Source organism: Cyanobium sp. NIES-981 (assembly GCF_900088535.1).
Classification (GTDB): domain Bacteria; phylum Cyanobacteriota; class Cyanobacteriia; order PCC-6307; family Cyanobiaceae; genus NIES-981.
Genome location: NZ_LT578417.1, coordinates 751,314 through 770,027, shown reverse-complemented (window position 1 = coordinate 770,027; position 18,714 = coordinate 751,314). Strand labels below are relative to the sequence as shown.

At 69.1% G+C, this 18,714-nt stretch carries 20 protein-coding genes; 5 read left to right on the top strand and 15 right to left on the bottom strand.

Annotated features, from left to right (window positions below):
* From CBM981_RS03975 to CBM981_RS03955, 5 genes are all read right to left on the bottom strand, one after another.
* On the bottom strand, positions 1-1,743 hold the full coding sequence (locus CBM981_RS03975) for a carboxysome shell carbonic anhydrase (RefSeq protein WP_225867519.1): 1,743 nt from the start codon (positions 1,741-1,743) through the stop codon (positions 1-3).
* Between the two features lie 7 nt (positions 1,744-1,750).
* The gene (locus tag CBM981_RS03970; RefSeq protein WP_172820807.1) at positions 1,751-4,171 is read right to left on the bottom strand and encodes a CsoS2 family carboxysome shell protein; all 2,421 of its coding nucleotides are present in this window, start codon (positions 4,169-4,171) and stop codon (positions 1,751-1,753) included.
* Between the two features lie 210 nt (positions 4,172-4,381).
* Positions 4,382-4,723 carry a ribulose bisphosphate carboxylase small subunit gene (locus tag CBM981_RS03965; RefSeq protein ID WP_006910831.1) on the bottom strand — a complete coding sequence of 114 codons (342 nt, stop codon included), beginning with the start codon at positions 4,721-4,723 and terminating at the stop codon, positions 4,382-4,384.
* Between the two features lie 97 nt (positions 4,724-4,820).
* Positions 4,821-6,233: a form I ribulose bisphosphate carboxylase large subunit gene (locus CBM981_RS03960; RefSeq protein ID WP_087067354.1), complete on the bottom strand. Its 1,413-nt coding sequence runs from the start codon at positions 6,231-6,233 to the stop codon at positions 4,821-4,823.
* A gap of 63 nt (positions 6,234-6,296) precedes the next feature.
* Positions 6,297-6,611: a BMC domain-containing protein gene (locus tag CBM981_RS03955; protein ID WP_006909739.1), complete on the bottom strand. Its 315-nt coding sequence runs from the start codon at positions 6,609-6,611 to the stop codon at positions 6,297-6,299.
* Positions 6,612-6,987: 376 nt separating this feature from the next.
* On the opposite strand from CBM981_RS03955, the gene CBM981_RS03950 reads away from it, so the two are divergent.
* On the top strand, positions 6,988-7,566 hold the full coding sequence (locus CBM981_RS03950; protein ID WP_087067353.1) for a non-canonical purine NTP pyrophosphatase: 579 nt from the start codon (positions 6,988-6,990) through the stop codon (positions 7,564-7,566).
* Positions 7,567-7,601: 35 nt separating this feature from the next.
* On the opposite strand, the gene CBM981_RS03945 is transcribed toward CBM981_RS03950, so the two are convergent.
* Entirely contained in the window at positions 7,602-8,405 is an 804-nt protein-coding gene (locus CBM981_RS03945; RefSeq protein WP_225867518.1) for a BMC domain-containing protein, read from the bottom strand.
* 195 nt (positions 8,406-8,600) lie between these two features.
* Between CBM981_RS03945 and CBM981_RS03940 the strand changes: the two genes are divergently transcribed.
* A complete protein-coding gene (locus CBM981_RS03940) occupies positions 8,601-9,050 on the top strand; it encodes a hypothetical protein (RefSeq protein WP_225867517.1) in 450 nt (149 codons plus the stop codon).
* A 26-nt stretch (positions 9,051-9,076) separates the two neighbouring features.
* Here CBM981_RS03940 and CBM981_RS03935 read toward each other — a convergent pair whose 3' ends face one another.
* From CBM981_RS03935 to psaM, 3 genes are all read right to left on the bottom strand, one after another.
* A complete protein-coding gene (locus CBM981_RS03935; protein WP_087067352.1) occupies positions 9,077-10,072 on the bottom strand; it encodes a protochlorophyllide reductase in 996 nt (331 codons plus the stop codon).
* A 42-nt stretch (positions 10,073-10,114) separates the two neighbouring features.
* Positions 10,115-10,447, bottom strand: a complete 333-nt coding sequence (locus CBM981_RS03930) for a hypothetical protein (protein WP_157665322.1) — start codon at positions 10,445-10,447, stop codon at positions 10,115-10,117.
* A gap of 275 nt (positions 10,448-10,722) precedes the next feature.
* The gene (gene psaM, locus CBM981_RS03925) at positions 10,723-10,827 is read right to left on the bottom strand and encodes a photosystem I reaction center subunit XII (RefSeq protein WP_087067351.1); all 105 of its coding nucleotides are present in this window, start codon (positions 10,825-10,827) and stop codon (positions 10,723-10,725) included.
* 88 nt (positions 10,828-10,915) lie between these two features.
* Between psaM and CBM981_RS03920 the strand changes: the two genes are divergently transcribed.
* Both CBM981_RS03920 and CBM981_RS03915 read left to right on the top strand, forming a co-directional pair.
* Entirely contained in the window at positions 10,916-11,425 is a 510-nt protein-coding gene (locus tag CBM981_RS03920) for a CRR6 family NdhI maturation factor (RefSeq protein WP_172820806.1), read from the top strand.
* A complete protein-coding gene (locus CBM981_RS03915; protein WP_087067350.1) occupies positions 11,412-12,179 on the top strand; it encodes a hypothetical protein in 768 nt (255 codons plus the stop codon). The genes CBM981_RS03920 and CBM981_RS03915 overlap by 14 nt, the downstream gene beginning before the upstream one ends.
* On the opposite strand, the gene CBM981_RS03910 is transcribed toward CBM981_RS03915, so the two are convergent.
* Complete coding sequence (locus tag CBM981_RS03910) at positions 12,156-13,421, bottom strand: site-2 protease family protein (protein WP_087067349.1); 1,266 nt, start codon at positions 13,419-13,421, stop codon at positions 12,156-12,158. The two genes, CBM981_RS03915 and CBM981_RS03910, sit on opposite strands and share 24 nt — an antisense overlap.
* 78 nt (positions 13,422-13,499) lie before the next feature.
* Between CBM981_RS03910 and CBM981_RS03905 the strand changes: the two genes are divergently transcribed.
* The gene (locus CBM981_RS03905; protein WP_087067348.1) at positions 13,500-14,174 is read left to right on the top strand and encodes a phosphoribosylanthranilate isomerase; all 675 of its coding nucleotides are present in this window, start codon (positions 13,500-13,502) and stop codon (positions 14,172-14,174) included.
* Positions 14,175-14,254: 80 nt separating this feature from the next.
* Here the strand turns inward: CBM981_RS03905 and folE are convergent, their stop codons facing one another.
* From folE to CBM981_RS03880, 5 genes are all read right to left on the bottom strand, one after another.
* A complete protein-coding gene (gene folE, locus CBM981_RS03900) occupies positions 14,255-14,998 on the bottom strand; it encodes a GTP cyclohydrolase I (RefSeq protein ID WP_087067347.1) in 744 nt (247 codons plus the stop codon).
* 8 nt (positions 14,999-15,006) lie between these two features.
* On the bottom strand, positions 15,007-15,717 hold the full coding sequence (locus CBM981_RS03895; protein ID WP_087067346.1) for an SDR family oxidoreductase: 711 nt from the start codon (positions 15,715-15,717) through the stop codon (positions 15,007-15,009).
* Positions 15,718-15,803: 86 nt separating this feature from the next.
* Positions 15,804-16,793 (bottom strand): acetyl-CoA carboxylase carboxyltransferase subunit alpha, encoded by a 990-nt coding sequence (locus tag CBM981_RS03890; RefSeq protein ID WP_087067345.1) that lies wholly within the window; start codon positions 16,791-16,793, stop codon positions 15,804-15,806.
* 57 nt (positions 16,794-16,850) lie between these two features.
* Positions 16,851-17,900: a long-chain acyl-[acyl-carrier-protein] reductase gene (locus tag CBM981_RS03885; RefSeq protein ID WP_087067344.1), complete on the bottom strand. Its 1,050-nt coding sequence runs from the start codon at positions 17,898-17,900 to the stop codon at positions 16,851-16,853.
* A 60-nt stretch (positions 17,901-17,960) separates the two neighbouring features.
* Positions 17,961-18,698 carry an aldehyde oxygenase (deformylating) gene (locus CBM981_RS03880; protein WP_157665321.1) on the bottom strand — a complete coding sequence of 246 codons (738 nt, stop codon included), beginning with the start codon at positions 18,696-18,698 and terminating at the stop codon, positions 17,961-17,963.
* Between the last annotated feature and the right edge of the window lie 16 nt (positions 18,699-18,714).

The window sequence follows — 18,714 nt, the reverse complement described above, 5'->3', positions numbered from 1 at the left end:
TCAGTGCCCTCCTCCGGTTGCGAACACGATGGTGGAACCTACCGCCTCGGCCGGGGTGTGGCGGTCCTGGTCGCGCACGGTGAGCAGGGCGTGCAGCAGCCCTTGCTGGAACAGCTCGGCGTAGCGGCTCTCGATCGCGGCCTGCACGCGCTGGCAGTGGCGCACGGCGCGGTCGCGGGCCCCGGGCACCTGGCCGTGGTAGTCGAAGCGCACCACCACCGGCACCGGCAGACCCCTTGACACGTTCAGCCCCTTGAAGATCTTCACGCCCACGTCCAGGTCGGCGGCCCCCTCCTCCACCGTGTCCATGTAGGCGAAGTAGGTGAGGTTGCGCAGGTGGATCTCCTTGAAGCCGATCCCCACACCGATGAAGCGCTCGGCATGGCCGGCGTCGTCGTAGGCGCCACCGTGGAACTGGCGCACGTAGTCGATCTGGGAGATGTTGTGCTCCAGCAGCCGGGCCACCAGGGTGACCATGCCGGGGTCGGGCACGGAAGCGGCCGCCTCCTGCACCATGGCACGGGCCCGTTGCCTGGCCTGATCCGGCGGCAGGCCCAGGGTGGCGGCGTAGACCTCCCGGGCGTCGAGCCAGCGGTCCAGGCGGGTGCTGCCATCCATGCCGGGCATGTGCACCCGGATCGCATCGGTGTCGGTGTCGATGCCCATCAGCAGCAGGTCCACCGAGGCGCCGCAGCAGAAGCTGTTCTCCACGGCCTGCTGGAAGTCCTTCAGCCGGCTGAGGCCGCAGGAGGCCGCCAGGACGTCGTTGCTGCCATGGGCGGCGCAGCCCTCGTGCTCGGGGTCCAGGGAACTGAAGTGGTACAGCGCCACCTTCAGGTAACGGGTGTCGGCATGGGCCGGATTGGGCTGGGCCTCGCGGTAGCGCCGGTGCTCGGTCTTCACCCAGCGGTTCACCGTGTTCTCCACATCGAACAGGGCGCCGGCGTGGGGGCGGCGGCGCACCGAACTGAAGGGCAGCCGCAGGCCGAAGGCGATGGCGTGGGCCAGGCGGCCGTCGGCGCAGGGGGTGATGTCCAGCAGGTGGAAGCCGCAGTCCAGCAGGAAGGCGTCGAAGCTCTCGGCTGAGGGGCTGCCGGGCTGACCCTGGAGTGGGTCGTCGCGGAAAAAGGCCTCGCTGGCCTGCTCGTAGGTCTCGAACACGCACCAGGCAAACAGGGTGCGCATGTCGAGCTGGCTCACCCAGGCGGTTTCCAGGACCGGCTCGGGCAGGGGATAGCCGAGCTCCTCGAGGGCGATGGCCTGGGCCCGGCGGACGAAGTCATCCTCGTGCTGCAGGGCCGAGAGTCGCTTGAGCACCGGCACGATCCGGTCGAACGCCAGCTTCACCGCGGTGTCGTAGGCGTGCAGGGCCTCGTTGGCGGCCCCATCCGTGAGTGGATGCAGCTGGGCCTCGGTGGTGATAGGGCTCCGGGCAGCAGCGGCGGGTGCCGAGCGGCGGAAGCCCCCCGCGGGGCGCGTCGAGGGGCGCGCCAGTCCAGGGGCCGGCGACGCCGGCCTGGAGCTGCGCCGCCCCACGGGCCGGGATGCCGCCGGTGATGCCGGGGTGCGGCTGGCCTGCATGGCGGCCCGGGCCCGGGTGCCCCGCAGCGGCGGCCCGGGCTCGGCCGCATCGGCGCCAGACCCTGCGGGCCCGCGCCGTGGCTCGGCGGCGCCAGGACGGCGGCGCGCCGCCGTGGGCGCGAGCGGTGGTGGTGTGCTGGGGCGGTTGGTACGTCGGGGCATGGGCCGATCAGCCGCGGGCGCCGCCGGACACCGTGATCAGGGATCCGGCCTGGGTGTTGCCGCTGGAGCCCGTGACCCGGCTCACCGGTTCGGGCACCTCCTCGTTGCGCTTGGACTGGAAGCCGGGCATGGCGCTCATCGGGCCCACCCGGGTGGGGTTGCGCCGGCGGGCCGAGCTGCCTTCGGTGCCGGTGACCCGTTCACCCCGGTCCCAGTCGTCGCCCGTGATCTTGAGGCCGGCGGAGATCCCCTCGCCGGTCACCCGGGAGGTGGGCCTGGCGTCTTCATCGACGCTCACCGGTGCCGCCGACATGACGCTGGTCTGGATCGGTCCGCGCGACAGCTGCGGGCCGCGACGGTCGAAACGGAAGTGTTCGGTGCCGGTCACCTTGTCACCGGCCATGTCGAAAGGGCCGGTGATCCTCCCCCCCTGCTCGTAGCTGTTGCCGGTGACTCCCGACCTCTCCTGGCGGGCGACCTGGGCGGCCCGGGCCGGCGACTGCACGCTGAACTGCTGCCAGGGTGCACTCTCGAGCGGCTGGGGGAAGTCGGCGTCGCCGCTGCTGGCGGCGCCACAGGCGGCGGCCAGCTGGTCGGCACCCACGTAGGGAGTACCCGTGACGGCCTCGCAGGCGCCGCGCTCGGCACCGGTCATCACGCCGCCGATGCCCGGCTGGATGCCGCTCATGCGGCTGGAGCCCCGCACCGGAGTGCGTTCCCGGATCGTGCGCACGGCTGGGGTGGGGCAGTGGTCGGAGGCCTGCTCCAGGCCGGCGTAGGGCGTGCCGGTGACGGCCTTGCAGGTGCCGGGCTCATCGCCGGTCACCTTGTCGCTGCGGCCGGTGCGGGTGCCGCTCACCACCTGGGCCCGGTTGGTGACGCTGAAGCCCACCTTGGGGGCCTCGGGCGCGGGCCTGACGCCGCAGAAGCTCTCGTACTGCTGGGTGCCGATGTACTCGTCGCCGGTGATGATCCGGCAGCTGCCCGGCTCGTTGCCGGTGACCCGCTCACTGCGACCCACGGCAGTGCCGGTGACGCCCGTGCCCCGCAGGGTCTGCAGGCTCTCCACCTTGCTGGGGGCCCGGCCCGGAGCGGGGGGCTCGGCGCCCAGGTACTGGTCGCCGGTGAGCTGCAGGCCGGAGCCCGGTTCGTCGCCGGTGACCCGCTCGGATCGGCCCACCATCACCCCGGACACGGGCTGGCCGCCCAGGGTCTGGCTGCGGCCCACCTTGCGGGGGCTGGGGTTGGTGGTGCCGCAGTAGCTGGCGGACTGGTTGGCGGACACGTACTCGGTGCCGGTGATGATCTTGCAGGTGCCGGGCTCATCCCCGGTCACCTTCTCGGAACGACCCACCTCGTTGCCGGTGACCCGGTTGCCGTGGGTGGTGGCCGTGACCCGCACCTTGGCGGGCTGCAGCCGGGGTGCCTCGCTCTGGCAGAAGGTCTGGAAGACCTCGGCACCCAGGTACTCGGTGCCGGTGATCGCCCGACAGGTGGCGGCCTCGTTGCCGGTGGTCTTGGGCGAGCGGTTGGCCTGGGTGCCGGTCACCACCTGGCCGGAACTGGTTTCACTCATGCCCACCTTCCAGTGGGCGTCGGCGGCGGCCGCCTGGCGGGCCCCGTGCCGGTTCGGGCCCGTGGGCCGGGTGCAGCCGCTGCGGCTGGAGCCGGCGCTGCCCACCTTGGCCTTGAGCTCGCGCACCTTCTGGGCGAGTTCACGGGTGCTGATGTCCGGGTTGCCCTGCCGGGCCACGGAAGCGGCCGTGCTGTTGGTGGGGGCGTTGGCGGACTTGCCGCGCTTGGAGAGGGCTTCGCGGCGGGCGAGCACCAGGGCCCGGCTGGGGTTGTGCTGGGCCTGCGCCCGCCGGATGGAGGGGCGCTGGGAGGCCTGGCTGCGGCCTGAGCTGCCCAGGCCACCCGACAGGTTCAGGCCGGGTGCTTCGCTGCTGCGGTCCTTGCAGCCGCAGGGCTTCGCGGCGGATGGCGCCACCGGGGCCGGGGCCGGAGCGGTCGAGCCGGTGCCCCGGGTCAGCTCACGGCCAAGGTCCGTGCGGGTGCGGTCCCGGGAGGTGTTGGCCCGCTTGCCCTTCTGGGTGAGGGCCTCGCGGCGGGCCAGGGCGAGCTCGCGGCTGCGGTTCATCAGCCGCTTTGGCTCGCTGCGGCGTCCCGGCTCGGGGGCGCTGAGGCTCAGAGCGCTGCGGCCGCGGGGGGCGGAAGCGGTGCTGGGGGCGGCGACCTGGGCTGGGGCGGAGGTCTGGGGACCGGAGGGGGCAGGCGCTGCCTGGCCGGCGGGGCGGCTGAGACGCACATCAGCGGCGGTGCGCACCCGGCTCGGGCTCGAGATGAACCGGCCTGCGGCTTTCTTGCCACCGTTGGTGAGGGCCCGGCGGCGCTCGAGCGCTGCTTCCCGGCTGGATGTGCTGGCCATGTCCGCCCGTCGTCGAAGGTCGCTGTGGTTAGGCCGCAGCTCCGAGGTCAGGGCCGGCAGCACGGGGGCTGGGGGCTCTGGAATCGGACTGCCTGGCTCCCTGGCTGTGAACGGCTGGGCTCACGGCCGGGGGGTCAGACCTGCGGCGGGAAGGGGTGCGGTTCCTGAGGATCCAGGAACCGCGGAGGAGTGGTGATCCGGTAGGGGCGCTCAGCGGCCCTCGAACACCACGAAGCAGGCACCCTGGCTCTGGGTGTAGGCGTCGTAGCCCACCAGGCGCACGTGGTGGTCGGGGTAGGCGCGGTGGCAGGCCTCGAGTTCACTCACGATCACGCCGAGATCCTTCTCGCCGAAGAAGGGGAGCTTCCAGTACGACCAGTAAGTGGCCATCGAGCGGCTGGGGTGCACGTGCTCGATCAGCGGGCTCCAGCCCTGGGCAATGATGTAAGCGATCTGGTCGTAGATCTCGTCCTGGGTCATCGGCGGGAGGAAGCCGAAGGTCTCCAGGGTGGCGACTGTTTGGTAGTCACCCACGGTGCTCTTGAAGGGCATGGGGATCCTGTGGTGGATGGGATGGATGGAGGCTGGTGCCGCTTACCGGGGGAGGCAGGTTGGCGTGGGCCGCGCTGCCGCTCCCCTCAGCGCGCGATCACTGGACGTCGAGCTTGTCGACGGTGTCGAACTCGAACTTGATTTCCTTCCAGGTTTCGAGGGCGATGGCCAGCTCGGGGCTGTGCTTGGCGGCTTCCATCAGGATGTCGCGGCTCTCCTTCTCGATTTCCCGGCCGGCGTTGCGGGCCTTGACGCAGGCCTCGAGGGCCACCCGGTTGGCGGCGGCGCCAGCGGCCGAACCCCAGGGGTGGCCGTGGGTGCCACCACCGAACTGGAGCACGGAGTCGTCGCCGAAGATCGCCACCAGGGCCGGCATGTGCCACACGTGGATGCCGCCGGAGGCCACGGCGAACACGCCGGGCATCGAACCCCAGTCCTGATCGAAGAAGTTGCCGCGGCTGCGGTCCTCCGGCACGAACGACTCGCGCAGCTGGTCGATGAAGCCCAGGGTGGTCTGGCGGTCACCCTCGAGCTTGCCCACCACGGTGCCGGTGTGGAGCTGGTCACCACCGGAGAGGCGCAGGCACTTGGCCAGCACCCGGAAGTGGATGCCGTGCTTGGGATGGCGGTCGATCACCGCGTGCATGGCGCGGTGGATGTGGAGCAGCATGCCGTTCTTGCGGCACCAGTGCGCCAGGCCGGTGTTGGCCGTGAAGCCACCGGTGATGTAGTCGTGCATGATGATCGGCTGCCCGAGTTCCTTGGCGAACTCAGCCCGCTCGTACATCTGCTCCGGAGTGGCGGCGGTGCAGTTGAGGTAGTGCCCCTTCTTCTCGCCGGTTTCCTCCTGGGCCAGCCGCACGGCCTCAGCCACGAACTCGAAGCGGTTCTGCCAGCGCTGGAAGGGCTGGGAGTTGATGTTCTCGTCGTCCTTGGTGAAGTCGAGACCACCGCGGAGGCATTCGTACACCACACGGCCGTAGTTCTTGCCGCTCAGGCCGAGCTTCGGCTTGATGGTGCAGCCCAGCAGGGGGCGGCCGTACTTGTTCATCCGGTCACGCTCGACCTGGATGCCGTTCGGAGGACCCATGCAGGTCTTGATGAAGGCCAGCGGGAAGCGGATGTCTTCCAGGCGCAGGTGGCGCAGGGCCTTGAAGCCGAACACGTTGCCCACCAGGGAGGTGAGCACGTTGGTCACCGAACCCTCTTCGAACAGGTCGAGGGGATAGGCGATGAAGGCGTAGAACGCCTCCTTGTCGCCCGGCACGTCTTCGATGCGGTAGCAGCGGCCCTTGTAGAAGTCGAGGTCGGTGAGGAGCTCGGACCACACGGTGGACCAGGTGCCGGTGGAGGATTCAGCGGCCACGGCGGCAGCCACCTCTTCCTTGGGCACACCTTCCTGGCCTGTGCACTTGAAGCAGGCCAGCAGGTCGGTGTCGAGGGGGACGTAATCAGGAGTCCAATACGTGTCGCGGTACTCCTTGACCCCGGCGTCGTACTTCTTGCTCATGGAGTTTCTCCGGTTGGGTCGGTAAAGGGATGACGAGGGGAACGCCTCAGGCGTTCAGCGGCCTCAGTCCTTGGAACCCACGAAACCGGCGCTGCCGCTCAGAGCAGGCTCCACTTCGCGGTGGGGGCGGGCAATGATGTGGGCGGCCACCAGACCGTCGCCCACGCGCTCGCAGGCATCGGCACCGGCCCGCACCGCGGCGTTGACAGCACCGGTCTCGCCCCGCACCATCACGGTCACATAGCCGCCGCCGACGAACTCGCGGGCGATCAGCCGTACTTCGGCAGCCTTGGTCATGGCGTCAGCCGCTTCGATGGCGGGCACCAGACCGCGGGTCTCAATCATGCCGAGGGCGATGCCCATGGTTTCGTTAGCCATTACCTGCTCCTGGAGGAGGGGGTGGAATGTTCGCAGGCAACCATGGTCCGCCGCCAAACCCTCCGTCAAGCAAAAGCGCCGCCTGGGTCATCACCGTTTATGTCGGCACTCATAAGCACGGCTGATCCATCCCACACATTTCGTTAGTGTTTGCTTGGCGACCCAGTCGGCGCAGTCGGTCTGCTGCCGCTGACATGAAATGCCCCGGCACCGGCCCGCTGGCCGTCCTCCCTAGCCTGAAAGCGGATCGGCTTCGCCTGGACTTGCCGCTGAGCTTCCAGCTCCGTACCTGCCCAGGGGTGGACTGTTCAACCCCGCCGATCCCTCCTTCGGGGGCCCTGCTCTGGGAGACAATGCCGGCATCCGAGCCGAGCCCTTGCCCACCCTGGTGATCGCCACTGGCAATCCCCACAAGGTGCGGGAGATCGGGGCCATGCTCCAGCCCCTGGACCTGGAGGTCTGCCCCCAGCCGCGCGACCTCGAGGTGGAGGAGACCGGCGCCACCTACGGCGAGAACGCCAGGATCAAGGCGAGCGCTGCGGCGGTGCGCACCGGCCACTGGGCCCTGGCCGACGACTCCGGCATCGAGGTGGATGCCCTGGGCGGCGCGCCGGGTCTCTTCTCCGCCCGCTACGCCCCCACGGATCCCGAGCGGGTGGCCAGGCTCCTGGCCGAACTTGGCGACACCCCGTACCGCAGCGGCAGCTTTGTGTCCGCCATGGCCCTGGCGGATCCCAGCGGGACCGTGCGGCTGGAGGCCGAAGGGGTCTGTCGCGGGGTGGTGCTGGACGCCCCCCAGGGGCAAGGCCCTGGCTACGACCCGATCTTCTACGTGCGGGAGGCGGCCTGCACCTACGCCCAGATGGGCGAGCATCAGCGCCTGCGGCTCGGCAGCCGCGGCAAGGCCGCCCGCCAGCTTGCCCCAGGGCTGAAGGCCCTGCTCGGGCTCTCCTGAAGGCTGCCAAGGGCCCGGAGCAGCCCGGAGGCCCCTCAGCCTCGGGCCGTGGCGTTGATGTGGTGGATGGCCCGCATGGCGGCGGCGGCGGCCTCCTCCACGTCGCCTTCGCGGCCGGCCAGGGTGAGGCGGCCGAAGGCTCCCACCGCCTTCACGTCCACCACCGTGATGTTGGAGGCCTTTTCGGCCTCGTTGGCGGCGATCAGCACATAGCCGGCGGGCTCGGTCTCCAGGATGAACATGCTCATGCCGGCCTGGATCATCGAACCGCGCCGGTTCTGCCGGTTGATGAGCACGGCGTGGTCGGGCGTGATCGCCCGGATGATCTCCGTCCAGCTCACCTCGCAGCGGCTGCGCTGTTCGACGGTGTTGCCAATGGCCTCGAGCACCACGTCACCGGAGTGGAGCACGTTGCTCTGGTCGCGGTGGTAGAGCGCCAGCGAGCCGAAGGCCCGCTCCACGATCATCTGGCCCAGCCGCACGGTGCTGGCCTTCAGGGCGATGTCGGTGACGCGGTGCACCGCCATGCCGGGTGAAACCTCCAGCCACAGGCAGGCATCACCAGGGATCGGCAGGAAGCCCTGGCTCACGGTGCCCATGTAGGCGGCCAGCTGGGGTTGCAGCGAGTCGAGGAACACGTAGGTGCGCAGCTCGATGGACTGCACGTGGCTGTTCTGCCGCGCCAGCCGGCTGCCTTCGCTGTCCGTGGTGATCACACAGCTGGCGCCGGAGCTGTCCCGATCCACCGCAGTGCCCGTGATCAGACGCCCTCCGCCGAGGTAGCTGCCGCGTCGTTGCCGTGGGGCCCGATCGTCTGGGTTGAGCGGGCTGGAGGGCATGGGGTGGGCTGATTCTCCTCGTGATGCGCCAGTGGCTGAGCGTGGGGGCGGGGTGTGGAGGCTGGGTTGGCGGCGCCATGCCGGCGCTGCTCGCCCCGGCGGGAGTTGGGGCGACTTTACCTGTCGCCTCGGGCCGGCTCGCCCTTGCCCCGGGGCTGGAAGCCGATACCTTCCGCTCAACCCGATCGGAGCGCCATGGCCGCCAAGCGCAGCACAGCCCACGCCACCACCACCCAGGCCGATCCCATGCCGGAAGGCCAGCTGCCCTTGCCCGACTGGATGGCGGCCGCTTCGGCGCAGGGGATCAAGCCGGAGCAGGCCCTGGCCTTCATTGGTCTGGGCCTGATGCAGAAAATGGCGGGGTCCGCCGCGGAACTCCCCTGGGTGTGGAACGAGGTGGAGGACGGCGGCAGCGCCGATCTGGCTGCCCTGCGCCAGCGGCTCGAACTGGTGAACCTGGCTCTGCAGACAGGGGCGCCGCTCAGCACCGCGGAGGTGACGGTGCTGCTCGGTGCACGACCCGGCGCCTCGGTGGTCGAGCGTGGCGGTCTGAGGGCCCGACGGCTCAGCCGCAATGTGTGGAAGCTCAGCAAGGCCGAGACCTCCAACCCGGGTTTCAGCGACGGCTTCCGCCGCCGTCTCTGAGCGGGCGCGATCCCTCGACCAGCGATTCAGGCCTTGACCACCGATTCAGGGCTGAGTTCCACCAGCTTGCGGGAGTACTCCCACACCTTGCGGGCTGTCTCCGGATTGCTGGCCTTGTCGGAGAGCTCCTGGCTGAACTGGCGACCGCCGCGTTTCTGGCGGTTGCCCCAGCTCCAGTGCACTCCGGAGACAGCGAATTCAGGATCCGCCACCACCTGGGCCACCCGTTCACCGGCCAGGGACTGGCTCACGTAGCCGCCCGTGATGTTCTTCTGAAACCAGGGAAAGATCCGCTGGAACAGCCGCGGCGTGTTCCGGAACAGCGGCGTATCCGCCACACAGCCTGGGTAGAGCGAGGTGAACACGATTCCGGTGCTGGCGTGCAGACGGCGGTGCAGCTCCTGGGTGGTGATCATGTTGCAGAGCTTGCTGTCCTTGTAGGCCTTGCCGGGCTTGAAGGCCTTGCCGCTGGCCATGGCGATCGGCGCTTTGAAGCCCGCCGCGAAGCCGGAGAGATCCCCGAGGTCGGCCGGGGCTGGAATGGGGATCTTGCCACCCAGTTCCTTGGAGTTGGCGGTGACGGTGCCAAGGATGACCACCCGGCGTGAGGGGTGGGTGGAGCGCTCCAGATCCGGCAGCAGCAGCTGGATCAGCAGGAAGTGGCCCAGATGGTTGGTGGCCATCGACAGCTCATATCCCTGGGGCGACCGCTCGGGCTGCTTCAGCCGAGGTTTGTACACGGCGGCATTGATCACCAGGGCATCGAGGGGGCGTCCCAGTGACGACACCAGGGTTTCCACTCCCGCTCGCACGCTGTCCAGATCACCCAGGTCGATCCGCAGGTGGTGCAGGTTGTCCGAGGCGATGCCGAGGGATTCGGCCGCCGCGGCCGCCCGCACCGGATCGCGGTTGGCCGTCACGACGGTCCAGCCGCGGTCCACCAGGGCCTTGGTGGCATGGAGACCCACTCCTGAGGTGGTGCCGGTGATCAGGACCGTTCCGGGGGGCGGGGCGGCGGCCATGGAAGAGGGCAGGGTGGACAGGCGCCCAACTTACGGAGTGGCTCAGGGTTTCCCGGGGCCAGGCCGGTCCTGCTCAACAGAAGGAAATGGGGCCTGCTGCTTCCAGACCACGCGCAGGCGATCCGGTGCGATCCACTGGTTCTGCTCGCGGATCAGGTGCTGTTCCCCTTCCACGGTGAACAGCTGGTCGAACCGCTCCCTCGCCTTGGCGAGCTTGGCCTCTTCGATCTGGAGCACCGCCGAGAGCTCCCCCTGCCGTTCCATGCGGTCCTGGTAGGCCACGGCCAGGCGCACCAGGCTGACCGCCGCCACGATGGCCAGCCCCGTCTTCACCGTGAGGCCCACCACGCTGCAGATGAGCTCCCGCCGTTCCATGGACAGGCTGGCCGCCGAGGACAGGCTGGCCGCCGAGGACAGGCTCGCGGCTGAGGCGGGGGCTGGCCTGGAACTGCTGCTGGTCCCTGCGGGCCAGGGTCCCACGGCCGCCAGCGGTGACGTGGCGGGCCTGGCCGGGCGTGGGGAGGGGGCGGGCCGGAGCGCAGGAGCCAACGTGGGAGCCGTGGAGAGTGGACTGCTTCTAGCGGGTCGGGGGGGCCATGCCAAGGGTCTGGCTCTGGCCCGCAGGACAGCCGCGCGAGGCGTGACGGCCGTCAGGCCTTGTAAAGCGTGAAGCAGAGGCGCACCGCCAGGACTCCGGCGTGGGCCGCCACCACGAGAGCGATCAGAACCTCGGCCTGGTTGAGAGCGGAGACCATGGGGGCACACAACAGAACGTGACGGCACCATTCTTTGCGCTGGTCCCGCTACGGTCCAGCCCCGCCCTCCCTGCTGTCACAGCTCTTGATGCCCACCCCGCCCCTGGCTTCCGCAACCGATCCGGGGCCCGTGCTGGTCGGAGCCGCGGCCATCGCGGCCCTCGACCTCTCCCCCCTGGCGGCCTGGGCGGCCTTGCCGCCCGAGCAGCTGCTGCAGCGGAGCGGCAGCCTCGGCCTCAGCTTCGACTGGCCGCGCCAGCCCGATGATCCGCGCGAACTGTCCGAGATTCCCGAAGTCCGGCTCTGGTGCCTGCGGGCCGACGCGTCGATGCCCTGGCTGCCCCTGCTGATCGAGCGCAGCAGCGGCCAGCTCACCCGCCACGTGGCCATGCTGCTGCCCCACGGGTTCAGCCGCGGGGAGGGGATCCGCTTCGCGCCCGAGGCCCTGGAGCTGTGGGTCACCCACCGCCTCTTCCTTCTGGATGCCTGGTGCCGAGGCTGCGGACTCCAGTGCCGCCAGGGATTGGTGCAGATGGCGGCCGTGCTGGGGCTGGAGGTGGATGCGGCCTTCTGGCGGCCGATCGATGGAGACGCCTAGCACCGGGCCCAGACCGCCTGGTCGCTGGCTGCCCACCACCTGCCTGGGCGGCGCCTGGCAGATGGCCCTCGATGCCTGGTTGCTGGAGCAGCCCCGTCCTGCCTTCCGCCTCTACCGCTGGCGGCGTCCCACCCTGTCGCTGGGGCGGCACCAGCGCCGATACCCCAGCCACTGGCGCGAGCTGGGCGCCGCCGGCACGATCGACCTGGTCCGCCGTCCCAGTGGCGGGCGAGCCGTGCTGCATGGCGGCGATCTCACCTATGCCCTGGTGTGGCCCGATCCTCCCCGGCGCCGGGTGGAGGCCTACGGGGCGGCCAGTGCCTGGTTGCAGGAGGCCTTCCGGCGGCTGGGTCAGCCCCTGATGTTCGGCACCACCCCGGCGGGTGGCCACCTGGATTCCCCGAACTGCTTCGCGCTCGGCACCGCTGCCGATCTGGTGCATGGCGATGGCAGCAAGCGGGTGGGCAGTGCCCAGCTCTGGCGTGCGGGCCGGCTGCTTCAGCATGGCGCGATCCAGCTGGCGCCCTCGCCGCGGCTCTGGCAGCAGGTGTTCGGCAGCCCGCCTCCGGCGCTGCCCCCCCTCCCCTGCCAGGGCGAGGAGCTGGAGCGGCTGTTGCTGGAGGCTGCCCGCGACGCCCTGCCCTTCCGGTGTGGCCTGGACCTGCCGGAGCCGCTGCGGGCCGCTGAACTGGCTGCGGTGGCGCTCCACCACCTGGAGGATGGCGCCAGCTCAGCTGCCGGGTTCAGGGGCTGAGCTGGTTTCGCCGGAGGCCACCATGCTGCGCACCACCTGGGGAAGGGCAAGCCCAAGGGGATAGATGTTCTGGCGGCGGGCCGCCTCCAGCAGGGGGGCGGGCAGCTTCAGGCCGAGCTTCTGCAGCACGGCTTCACCGAGGTCCGGCCGCTCCAGGGTTCCGCTGGGGAGGCCGGCCGGCCCCATCACCAGCAACCGGCTGGTCTGGTCGGTGTCCAGCAGCTGGACGGCCTGCCAGAGCGGCGCCGCTTCCGGGATCGAGGGCAGGCTGGCGAGGGGCTTGAGATGGTCAGCGATGCGGTCGGTGTCCCAGCGCTGCACGGGAATCTCCTGCAGGGCCGCATCGTCGATCACGCCGCGCCAGCGGCCCCGCTCGCACACCAGCAACCAGTCCGCCTCCCCAACCGGGCTGGGCTCGGCCAGCCGAAGCCGGCTGACATCCCGCAGGGTTCGGTCGGCCTCGAGCACCCGGAAACGGCGGCGGGCGGCATCCTTGACCTGCAGGGTGTTGAGCGCGTTCTGAAGCACGAGCATCTGCTGCTGGTTGCGCACGGCCCCCAGACCGAACCAGCCCAGCAGGATCAGCCATGCACCGCCGATACCACCACCGCGCAGCAGCAGGACGGTGCCCAGGCCCATGGCCAGGTAGGCCAGGAACCGGCCGCAGCCATTGGCCACCTCGATGCCCCGGCGACGGCTGCCGCTGGCCTGCCACACCAGGGCCTTCACGATCAAGCCGCCATCGAGGGGCAGGCCCGGCAGGAGGTTGAACAGGGCGAGCACCATGTTCAGCGTCCCGAGTTCGGCCACCATCACCCCCAGCCAGGGGGCCAGGTGGCTGGCGGCATGGCTGCTGGCCAGCAGGGAGATGCCCAGCCCGAGGCTCACGGCGGGTCCGGCGGCGGCCACCAGTAGGGCTCCGATGGCGGTGCTGCATTCCCGTTCCACACTCGCCACGCCGCCCAGCAGGAAGAGGGTGATGCTGCGCACCTTCACCCCCTGGCTGATGGCCACCAGGGAATGGCCCAGTTCGTGCAGCAGCACCGACACGAACAGCAGCACCGCCGTTCCCAGGCCCAGGGCCCAGAGACCTGCCTCCCCCACCGCCCCACCCTTGAGGGCTGGGGTGTTGGTGTAGAGCTGCTGGAACGCCGCGGTGGCCACCAGGAGGATGACGAACCAGCTGGGGTGAATCCGCAAGGGGATCCCGCGGATCTTCATCAGCTGCCAACCCTCACCCACGCTGTAACATCACGGTGCCGGTGCCGGGCCGGTCGTTCCACTGCTGATCCTAGAAAGGGCGGCGTTGATCCGCTCCCGATGCGGCCCGCCACCCCGTTGTCCTCCCGCCTTCCCACCCAGATCAAGATCTGCGGGCTGCGGGATCCAGCCCAGGCCGCTGCCGTGGCCGCCCTGGGGGTGGACGCGATCGGGGTGATCGGGGTGGCGGGCTCGCCCCGCTATGTGGCCCCGGCCCTGCGCCCCCGGCTGTTCACGGCGGTGGGGGAAGCGGCCCCCGCATGCACCGGTGTGCTCGTGGTGGCCGACCCCGACGACGCCGACCTCGCTGACCTCGAGCCTGCCCACGGCCATCGCATCCTGCAGCTGCATGGCCGGGAAACACCGGAGCGCTGCAGCACCCTGGGGCAACGGCTCGGCTGCCGGATCTGGAAGGCCTTCCGCATCCGCTCCAGAGCCGATCTGGCCCTGGCCGATGCCTACCGCGGCCATGTGGATGCCCTGCTGCTCGATGCCTACGTTCCGGATCAGCTCGGGGGCACCGGCCATCGCCTTCCCCTGGACTGGATCGAGGGGTGGTGTGCGCCTTTGCCCTGGTGGCTGGCGGGAGGCATCAGTCCCGAGCGGGTCGGTGCCGTTCTCCAGCGGGTGGCCCCCACGGGGGTGGATGTCTCCAGCGGTGTGGAGCGCTCACCGGCCGACAAGGATCTGGCGCGGGTCGCCGCTCTGGTGGCCGCCGTGCGGTCTGCGGTCTGAGCGGCACCTGCACTCCGGGCGCGAGGCCTGCACGTGAAGCGCAGGGCCGCGCTCCGCAGGAGCTTCCCGATGGCGTGGAATCAGGTGGCCAGCAGGGCTTCCTGTTGCTTCACCAGCTCAAAGAACTCCGCCTTGAGGCTGGGATCATGGCGGAAATCACCTCGCACGATGGAGTTCACCATGCTGGTCTGGGGTTCTTTCACACCCCGCCACTTCATACAGTAGTGCTGGGCTTTGACGAGAATCGCCAGGCCCTGGGGCTTGCAGAGCCGCTCAATCTCATCGGCAAGGATCATCACCGCCTCTTCCTGGATGTGGGGCCGGGAAAACACCCAGTCCGCCACCCGGGAGAACTTGGAGAGGCCGATCACATGCTCACCGGGCTTGATGCCGATCCAGCAGTTGCCGAGGATGGGCACCAGGTGGTGGGAGCACGCTGAGCGTACGGAGATCGGGCCGACGGTGTAGATCTCATCCAGCTTTTTCACATTGGGGAAGCTGGCGATCTTGGGTTGCTGGTGGTAGCGACCCTTGAACACCTCCTGCAGGTACATCCGAGCGACCCGCTCAGCGGTTTCCTCGGTATTGTGATCGTTGTCGATGTCAATCACGAGGCTGCGCAGCAGCTCACGGACCTTGCCGGCAACCTCGATCTCCAGCTGATCCAGTTCACCCTCGAGCAGGTGATCGGCGATGTTGTCGTTGGCGAAGAAGGAAGCACCAGCCTTCTCGAGCCGATCGCGGATCCTGAGGGAAACGGGCAGCGGCATGGCCGCAGGGGCCGAGCCGGTGGTACTGAAACTGGAGGGTAGGGTTGAAGTCATAAGGATGGTCAGAGCGCGCCGGCGGCCGGCATGAGGGTCAGATCTTCCACCACTTGGGTGGCGGGCTGTTGGGCCAGGTACAGCAGGGCGTCGGCGGCCCGCTCAGGGTCAAGCATGGCACGCCGATCGAAGGAACTGTGGACGGTTTCACTATCCCAGAGTGGTGTATTCACCGCACCCAGGGTGAGCGTGCTGACCCGAATGCCGTGGCTCCGCTCTTCAGCGGCCAGGCAGCGGCTGAGCGAGGCCAGCCCGGCCTTGCTCACGCAGTAGGCCCCCCACTCCGGAAAGGCCTGGTGGGCCGCATGGCTGCTCACGTTGATGATGTGGCCGCCACCTCGGGCCCGGAGGCGCGGGATCACGCACTGGCACACCTGGAACACCGCGGAGAGATTGAGCTGAAGCAGCCGTTGCCACTGCTCCAGCGGCATCGCCGCCAGTTCCCCTGTGTAGGCCATGCCGGCGTTGTTGATCACCACGTCCGGCTCCATGCCCCGGGAGCAGAGCTCGGCGATGCCGGCCGGCAGACCTTCGGCCTCTGCCAGGTCGAGAGCCGCGCACTCCACCCTGGCGCCATGACCGCCGAGGGAGGCGGCCAGGCGGCTGAAGGCGTCGGAGCTTCTGGCGACCAGCAGCAGGTTGAAACCCTCCGCAGCGAAGCGGCGGGCCGCTGCCGCCCCAATCCCGCGGGAGGCTCCGGTGATCAGAACGGTGGGCAAATTTGAGCCGGGGACAAAGAACGGGGAAGGATCAGGAGCTGGGAATCCAGCCTCGGGGCGGCGAGCCGCTGATCCCGAAAGGAACCTTAAGAGCTCAGGGAGGGTTCTGGGGTGCCGGGTTCGAGCACCTTGCCAAGACGCCGGAACTTCTCGTAGCGCTGGGCCTGCAGCTCTGATTCGCCCAGCGATCGCAGATCCGAGAGGTGGTGCAGCAGGGCTTTCTTCAGCGTTTCGGCGGCCTGGAGCGGGGCCCAGTGGTTGCCCCCGGACGGTTCGGGGAGCACCTGATCCACGATGCCCAGCTGCAGGAGATCCGGACCGGTGATCTTGAGCGCCTCAGCGGCCACCGGTGCCTTGGTCGCATCGCGCCAGAGGATGGAGGCACAGGCCTCCGGGGAGGCCACGGTGTACACGCTGTGCTCGAACATCAGCAGCCGGTCGGCCACGCCGATCCCCAGGGCGCCCCCGGAGCCCCCTTCGCCGATCACCGTGGCGATGATCGGCACCCGCAGCCGGAACATCTCCCGCAGGTTCACCGCGATGGCCTCCCCCTGGCCCTGTTCTTCGGCCAGCACGCCTGCGTAGGCCCCCGGGGTGTCGATGAAGGTGAGGATCGGCAGGCGGAAGCGATCGGCATGGTCCATCAGCCGCATGGCCTTGCGGTAGCCCCCAGGGGAGGCCATGCCGAAGTTGCGGGCCACGTTCTCCTTGGTGTCCCGTCCCTTCTGGTGGCCGAGCAGCATCACACTGATGCCGTTGAGCCGGCCCACGCCACCCACCAGGGCCTGGTCATCGGATCCGCGCCGGTCGCCGTGCAGTTCGATGAAGCTGTCGGTGATCAGCTGGATGTAGTCCAGCGTGCTGGGGCGCTGCGGGTGGCGGGCCACCTGGATCTTCTGGGCGGCGCTGAGGCTGTCGAAGATCTCCTTGCGCCGGCGGGTGGCCAGGGTTTCCAGCTGCAGCAGCTGCTGGCTCACATCCACCTCGGAATCGCGGGCCAGCTGGCGGATCTGCTCGATCTGGTCCTCCAGCTCAACCAGCGGTTTCTCGAACTCCAGGAGAGCGCGGCGGGCCATGGGGTGGCGATGCGTCGGGACAGGGAAACCTGAGGCTGAGGGGCTCAGGGGGGAGGCTCAGGCAGCGGCAAGGGCTGGTGACACGGCGCCGGCATGCTGCAGACCCAGGGCCTCGAAACCATGGCGCAGGGAGGCCTCGCCGATCCGGTCCATCGCCGCGAGGGTGATGTTGTTGCGCCCCCAGCTGAAGTTGGTGTGCAGGTCTTCGAAATCGAGCAGCATGGCCTCGGCGAAGCAGGCGAACATCTGGCGCTGGGGCACGGCCATCTCGGCCACTTCCATCATCTGCCAGCCGATGTCCTGCCAGAACTCCACGATGCCGCCCTTGAGCACGTGGATGCCCTCGGCAGCGGCCTTGGCGTCCAGGTTCTTGGGGTAACCGCCATCGATCATCAGGCAGGGCCGTTTCAGGGTGGTCGTGTCGATCTGCAGGCTCTGGGGCAGGCTGGCCACCCACACCACCACGTCGGCCTCCGGCAGGGCCTCCTCCAGCGCGAGGATCCTGCCCTCCCCCAGGTTCTCCTGCAGCTCCACCAGGGGTTGGGGCCGCCGGGCCACCAGCAGCAGATCACCGACACCGCGGCGCTGCAGCCAGCGGCAGACCGCACTGCCGATGTCGCCCGAGGCTCCCACCACCGCCACCTTGGCGGTGGAGAGATCGATGCCGAGCTGGGAGGCATTGCGCTCCACCTGCTGGCAGATCACCCAGGCCGTGTGGGTATTGCCGGTGGTGAAGCGCTGCCAGTCCAGGTGAACGGCGCTCACCCGCTCCTCCCGCAGCAGGTTCATGTCCTCAAAGATGATCGAGGTGAACCCGCCCAGAGCCGTGATGTCGATGCCGGAGCGCTGCGCCAGTTCCATGGCCTTGAGCACCTTGCGCTTGGCCGTCTTGAAACGGCGCAGCATCTCGGGCACGAAGACCGAATCGATGTAGGCCCCCTTGATGACCTTGCCGGTGCGGCTGGTCACCTCCACCCTCTCCACCAGCTGGGGAGGGGCCGCGCACCACATGTCGAGGTCACCGTCGGCGTACTCGTCAAAACCAAGGGAGCGAGCCTTCGCCCGTGCCTCCTCAAAGCTGGTTGAGTGACCGATCAGGCCGAACATGCGGAATGCGGGAGGATGTCGCGGACGCTACATCCTCCCATGGGAGCGTGGGGCCGCCGGTCAGCCGACCAGAGCGGCAGCCGCCAGCTTGGCGATCTCGCGGCCCGTGAAGCCGATGTCCATGAGGGCTTCCTGGTAGGAGCTGAGGAAATCGGCCATCAGATCCTCCTTGTCCATCTGGAGCACGGCCGCATCTCCTGCCACCTGGTCCAGCATCTTGCGCACGAGGGGAAGATTGTCGCGGTTGGCCTGCTCCAGTTCGTCCCGCACCTCGGCCAGGTTGGCCTTGAGCCATTCCTGGCCGTAATTCAGATGGGTGTATTCGTCCTTCACCACCCCTTCGGTGATCCGCCGGGCGAAGGGATCAGCAACGGGGATGTAGATGTGATAGGCGGAAATGGCGAAGGCTTCGATCAGGATGGCCTGGATCAGCAGGCAGGTGGTCACCTTGCCCTCGGCCAGGGCCTTCTGGAAGTTGCCGTGGAGCGGGGCGAAGAACTCCTTGGCGAAGGGCATGTCCGCCGTGACGCCCAGGTTGTTGGCACAGGCGGTGAAGCCCTTCATGTGCTTGAGCTCCATGCGGGCCAGCTTGGCGAGCTCCTCCGCCTGCTCAGGGATCAGGGTGCCCAGGGCGATGTAGTTGTCGTGGGCTTCCTGCTCGCCCTCGATCACGATCGCGTTGATGCGGCTGTAGGCATCCTTGTAGGCGGCGCAGCCAAAGTCGGGAAGTCCGTCGGCCAGCGCTGCTGTGGTGTCGGTGGGCTGTTCGGCGACAGCAGGGTGGGCAACAGACGCCATGGGACTCCTGAACGCG

Excerpts from the sequence above, each read along its gene's own strand:
- CBM981_RS03905 (WP_087067348.1), top strand. The coding sequence starts at position 13,500 with ATGCGGCCCGCCACCCCGTTGTCCTCCCGCCTTCCCACCCAGATCAAG.
- CBM981_RS03920 (WP_172820806.1), top strand. The coding sequence starts at position 10,916 with ATGCCCACCCCGCCCCTGGCTTCCGCAACCGATCCGGGGCCCGTGCTG.
- CBM981_RS03965 (WP_006910831.1), bottom strand. The coding sequence starts at position 4,723 with ATGCCCTTCAAGAGCACCGTGGGTGACTACCAAACAGTCGCCACCCTG.
- folE (WP_087067347.1), bottom strand. The coding sequence starts at position 14,998 with ATGACTTCAACCCTACCCTCCAGTTTCAGTACCACCGGCTCGGCCCCT.
- CBM981_RS03975 (WP_225867519.1), bottom strand. The coding sequence starts at position 1,743 with ATGCCCCGACGTACCAACCGCCCCAGCACACCACCACCGCTCGCGCCC.
- CBM981_RS03930 (WP_157665322.1), bottom strand. The coding sequence starts at position 10,447 with ATGGAACGGCGGGAGCTCATCTGCAGCGTGGTGGGCCTCACGGTGAAG.
- CBM981_RS03970 (WP_172820807.1), bottom strand. The coding sequence starts at position 4,171 with ATGGCCAGCACATCCAGCCGGGAAGCAGCGCTCGAGCGCCGCCGGGCC.
- CBM981_RS03935 (WP_087067352.1), bottom strand. The coding sequence starts at position 10,072 with ATGGCCGCCGCCCCGCCCCCCGGAACGGTCCTGATCACCGGCACCACC.
- CBM981_RS03880 (WP_157665321.1), bottom strand. The coding sequence starts at position 18,698 with ATGGCGTCTGTTGCCCACCCTGCTGTCGCCGAACAGCCCACCGACACC.
- CBM981_RS03955 (WP_006909739.1), bottom strand. The coding sequence starts at position 6,611 with ATGGCTAACGAAACCATGGGCATCGCCCTCGGCATGATTGAGACCCGC.
- CBM981_RS03890 (WP_087067345.1), bottom strand. The coding sequence starts at position 16,793 with ATGGCCCGCCGCGCTCTCCTGGAGTTCGAGAAACCGCTGGTTGAGCTG.
- CBM981_RS03885 (WP_087067344.1), bottom strand. The coding sequence starts at position 17,900 with ATGTTCGGCCTGATCGGTCACTCAACCAGCTTTGAGGAGGCACGGGCG.
- CBM981_RS03960 (WP_087067354.1), bottom strand. The coding sequence starts at position 6,233 with ATGAGCAAGAAGTACGACGCCGGGGTCAAGGAGTACCGCGACACGTAT.
- psaM (WP_087067351.1), bottom strand. The coding sequence starts at position 10,827 with ATGGTCTCCGCTCTCAACCAGGCCGAGGTTCTGATCGCTCTCGTGGTG.
- CBM981_RS03940 (WP_225867517.1), top strand. The coding sequence starts at position 8,601 with ATGGCCGCCAAGCGCAGCACAGCCCACGCCACCACCACCCAGGCCGAT.
- CBM981_RS03945 (WP_225867518.1), bottom strand. The coding sequence starts at position 8,405 with ATGCCCTCCAGCCCGCTCAACCCAGACGATCGGGCCCCACGGCAACGA.
- CBM981_RS03915 (WP_087067350.1), top strand. The coding sequence starts at position 11,412 with ATGGAGACGCCTAGCACCGGGCCCAGACCGCCTGGTCGCTGGCTGCCC.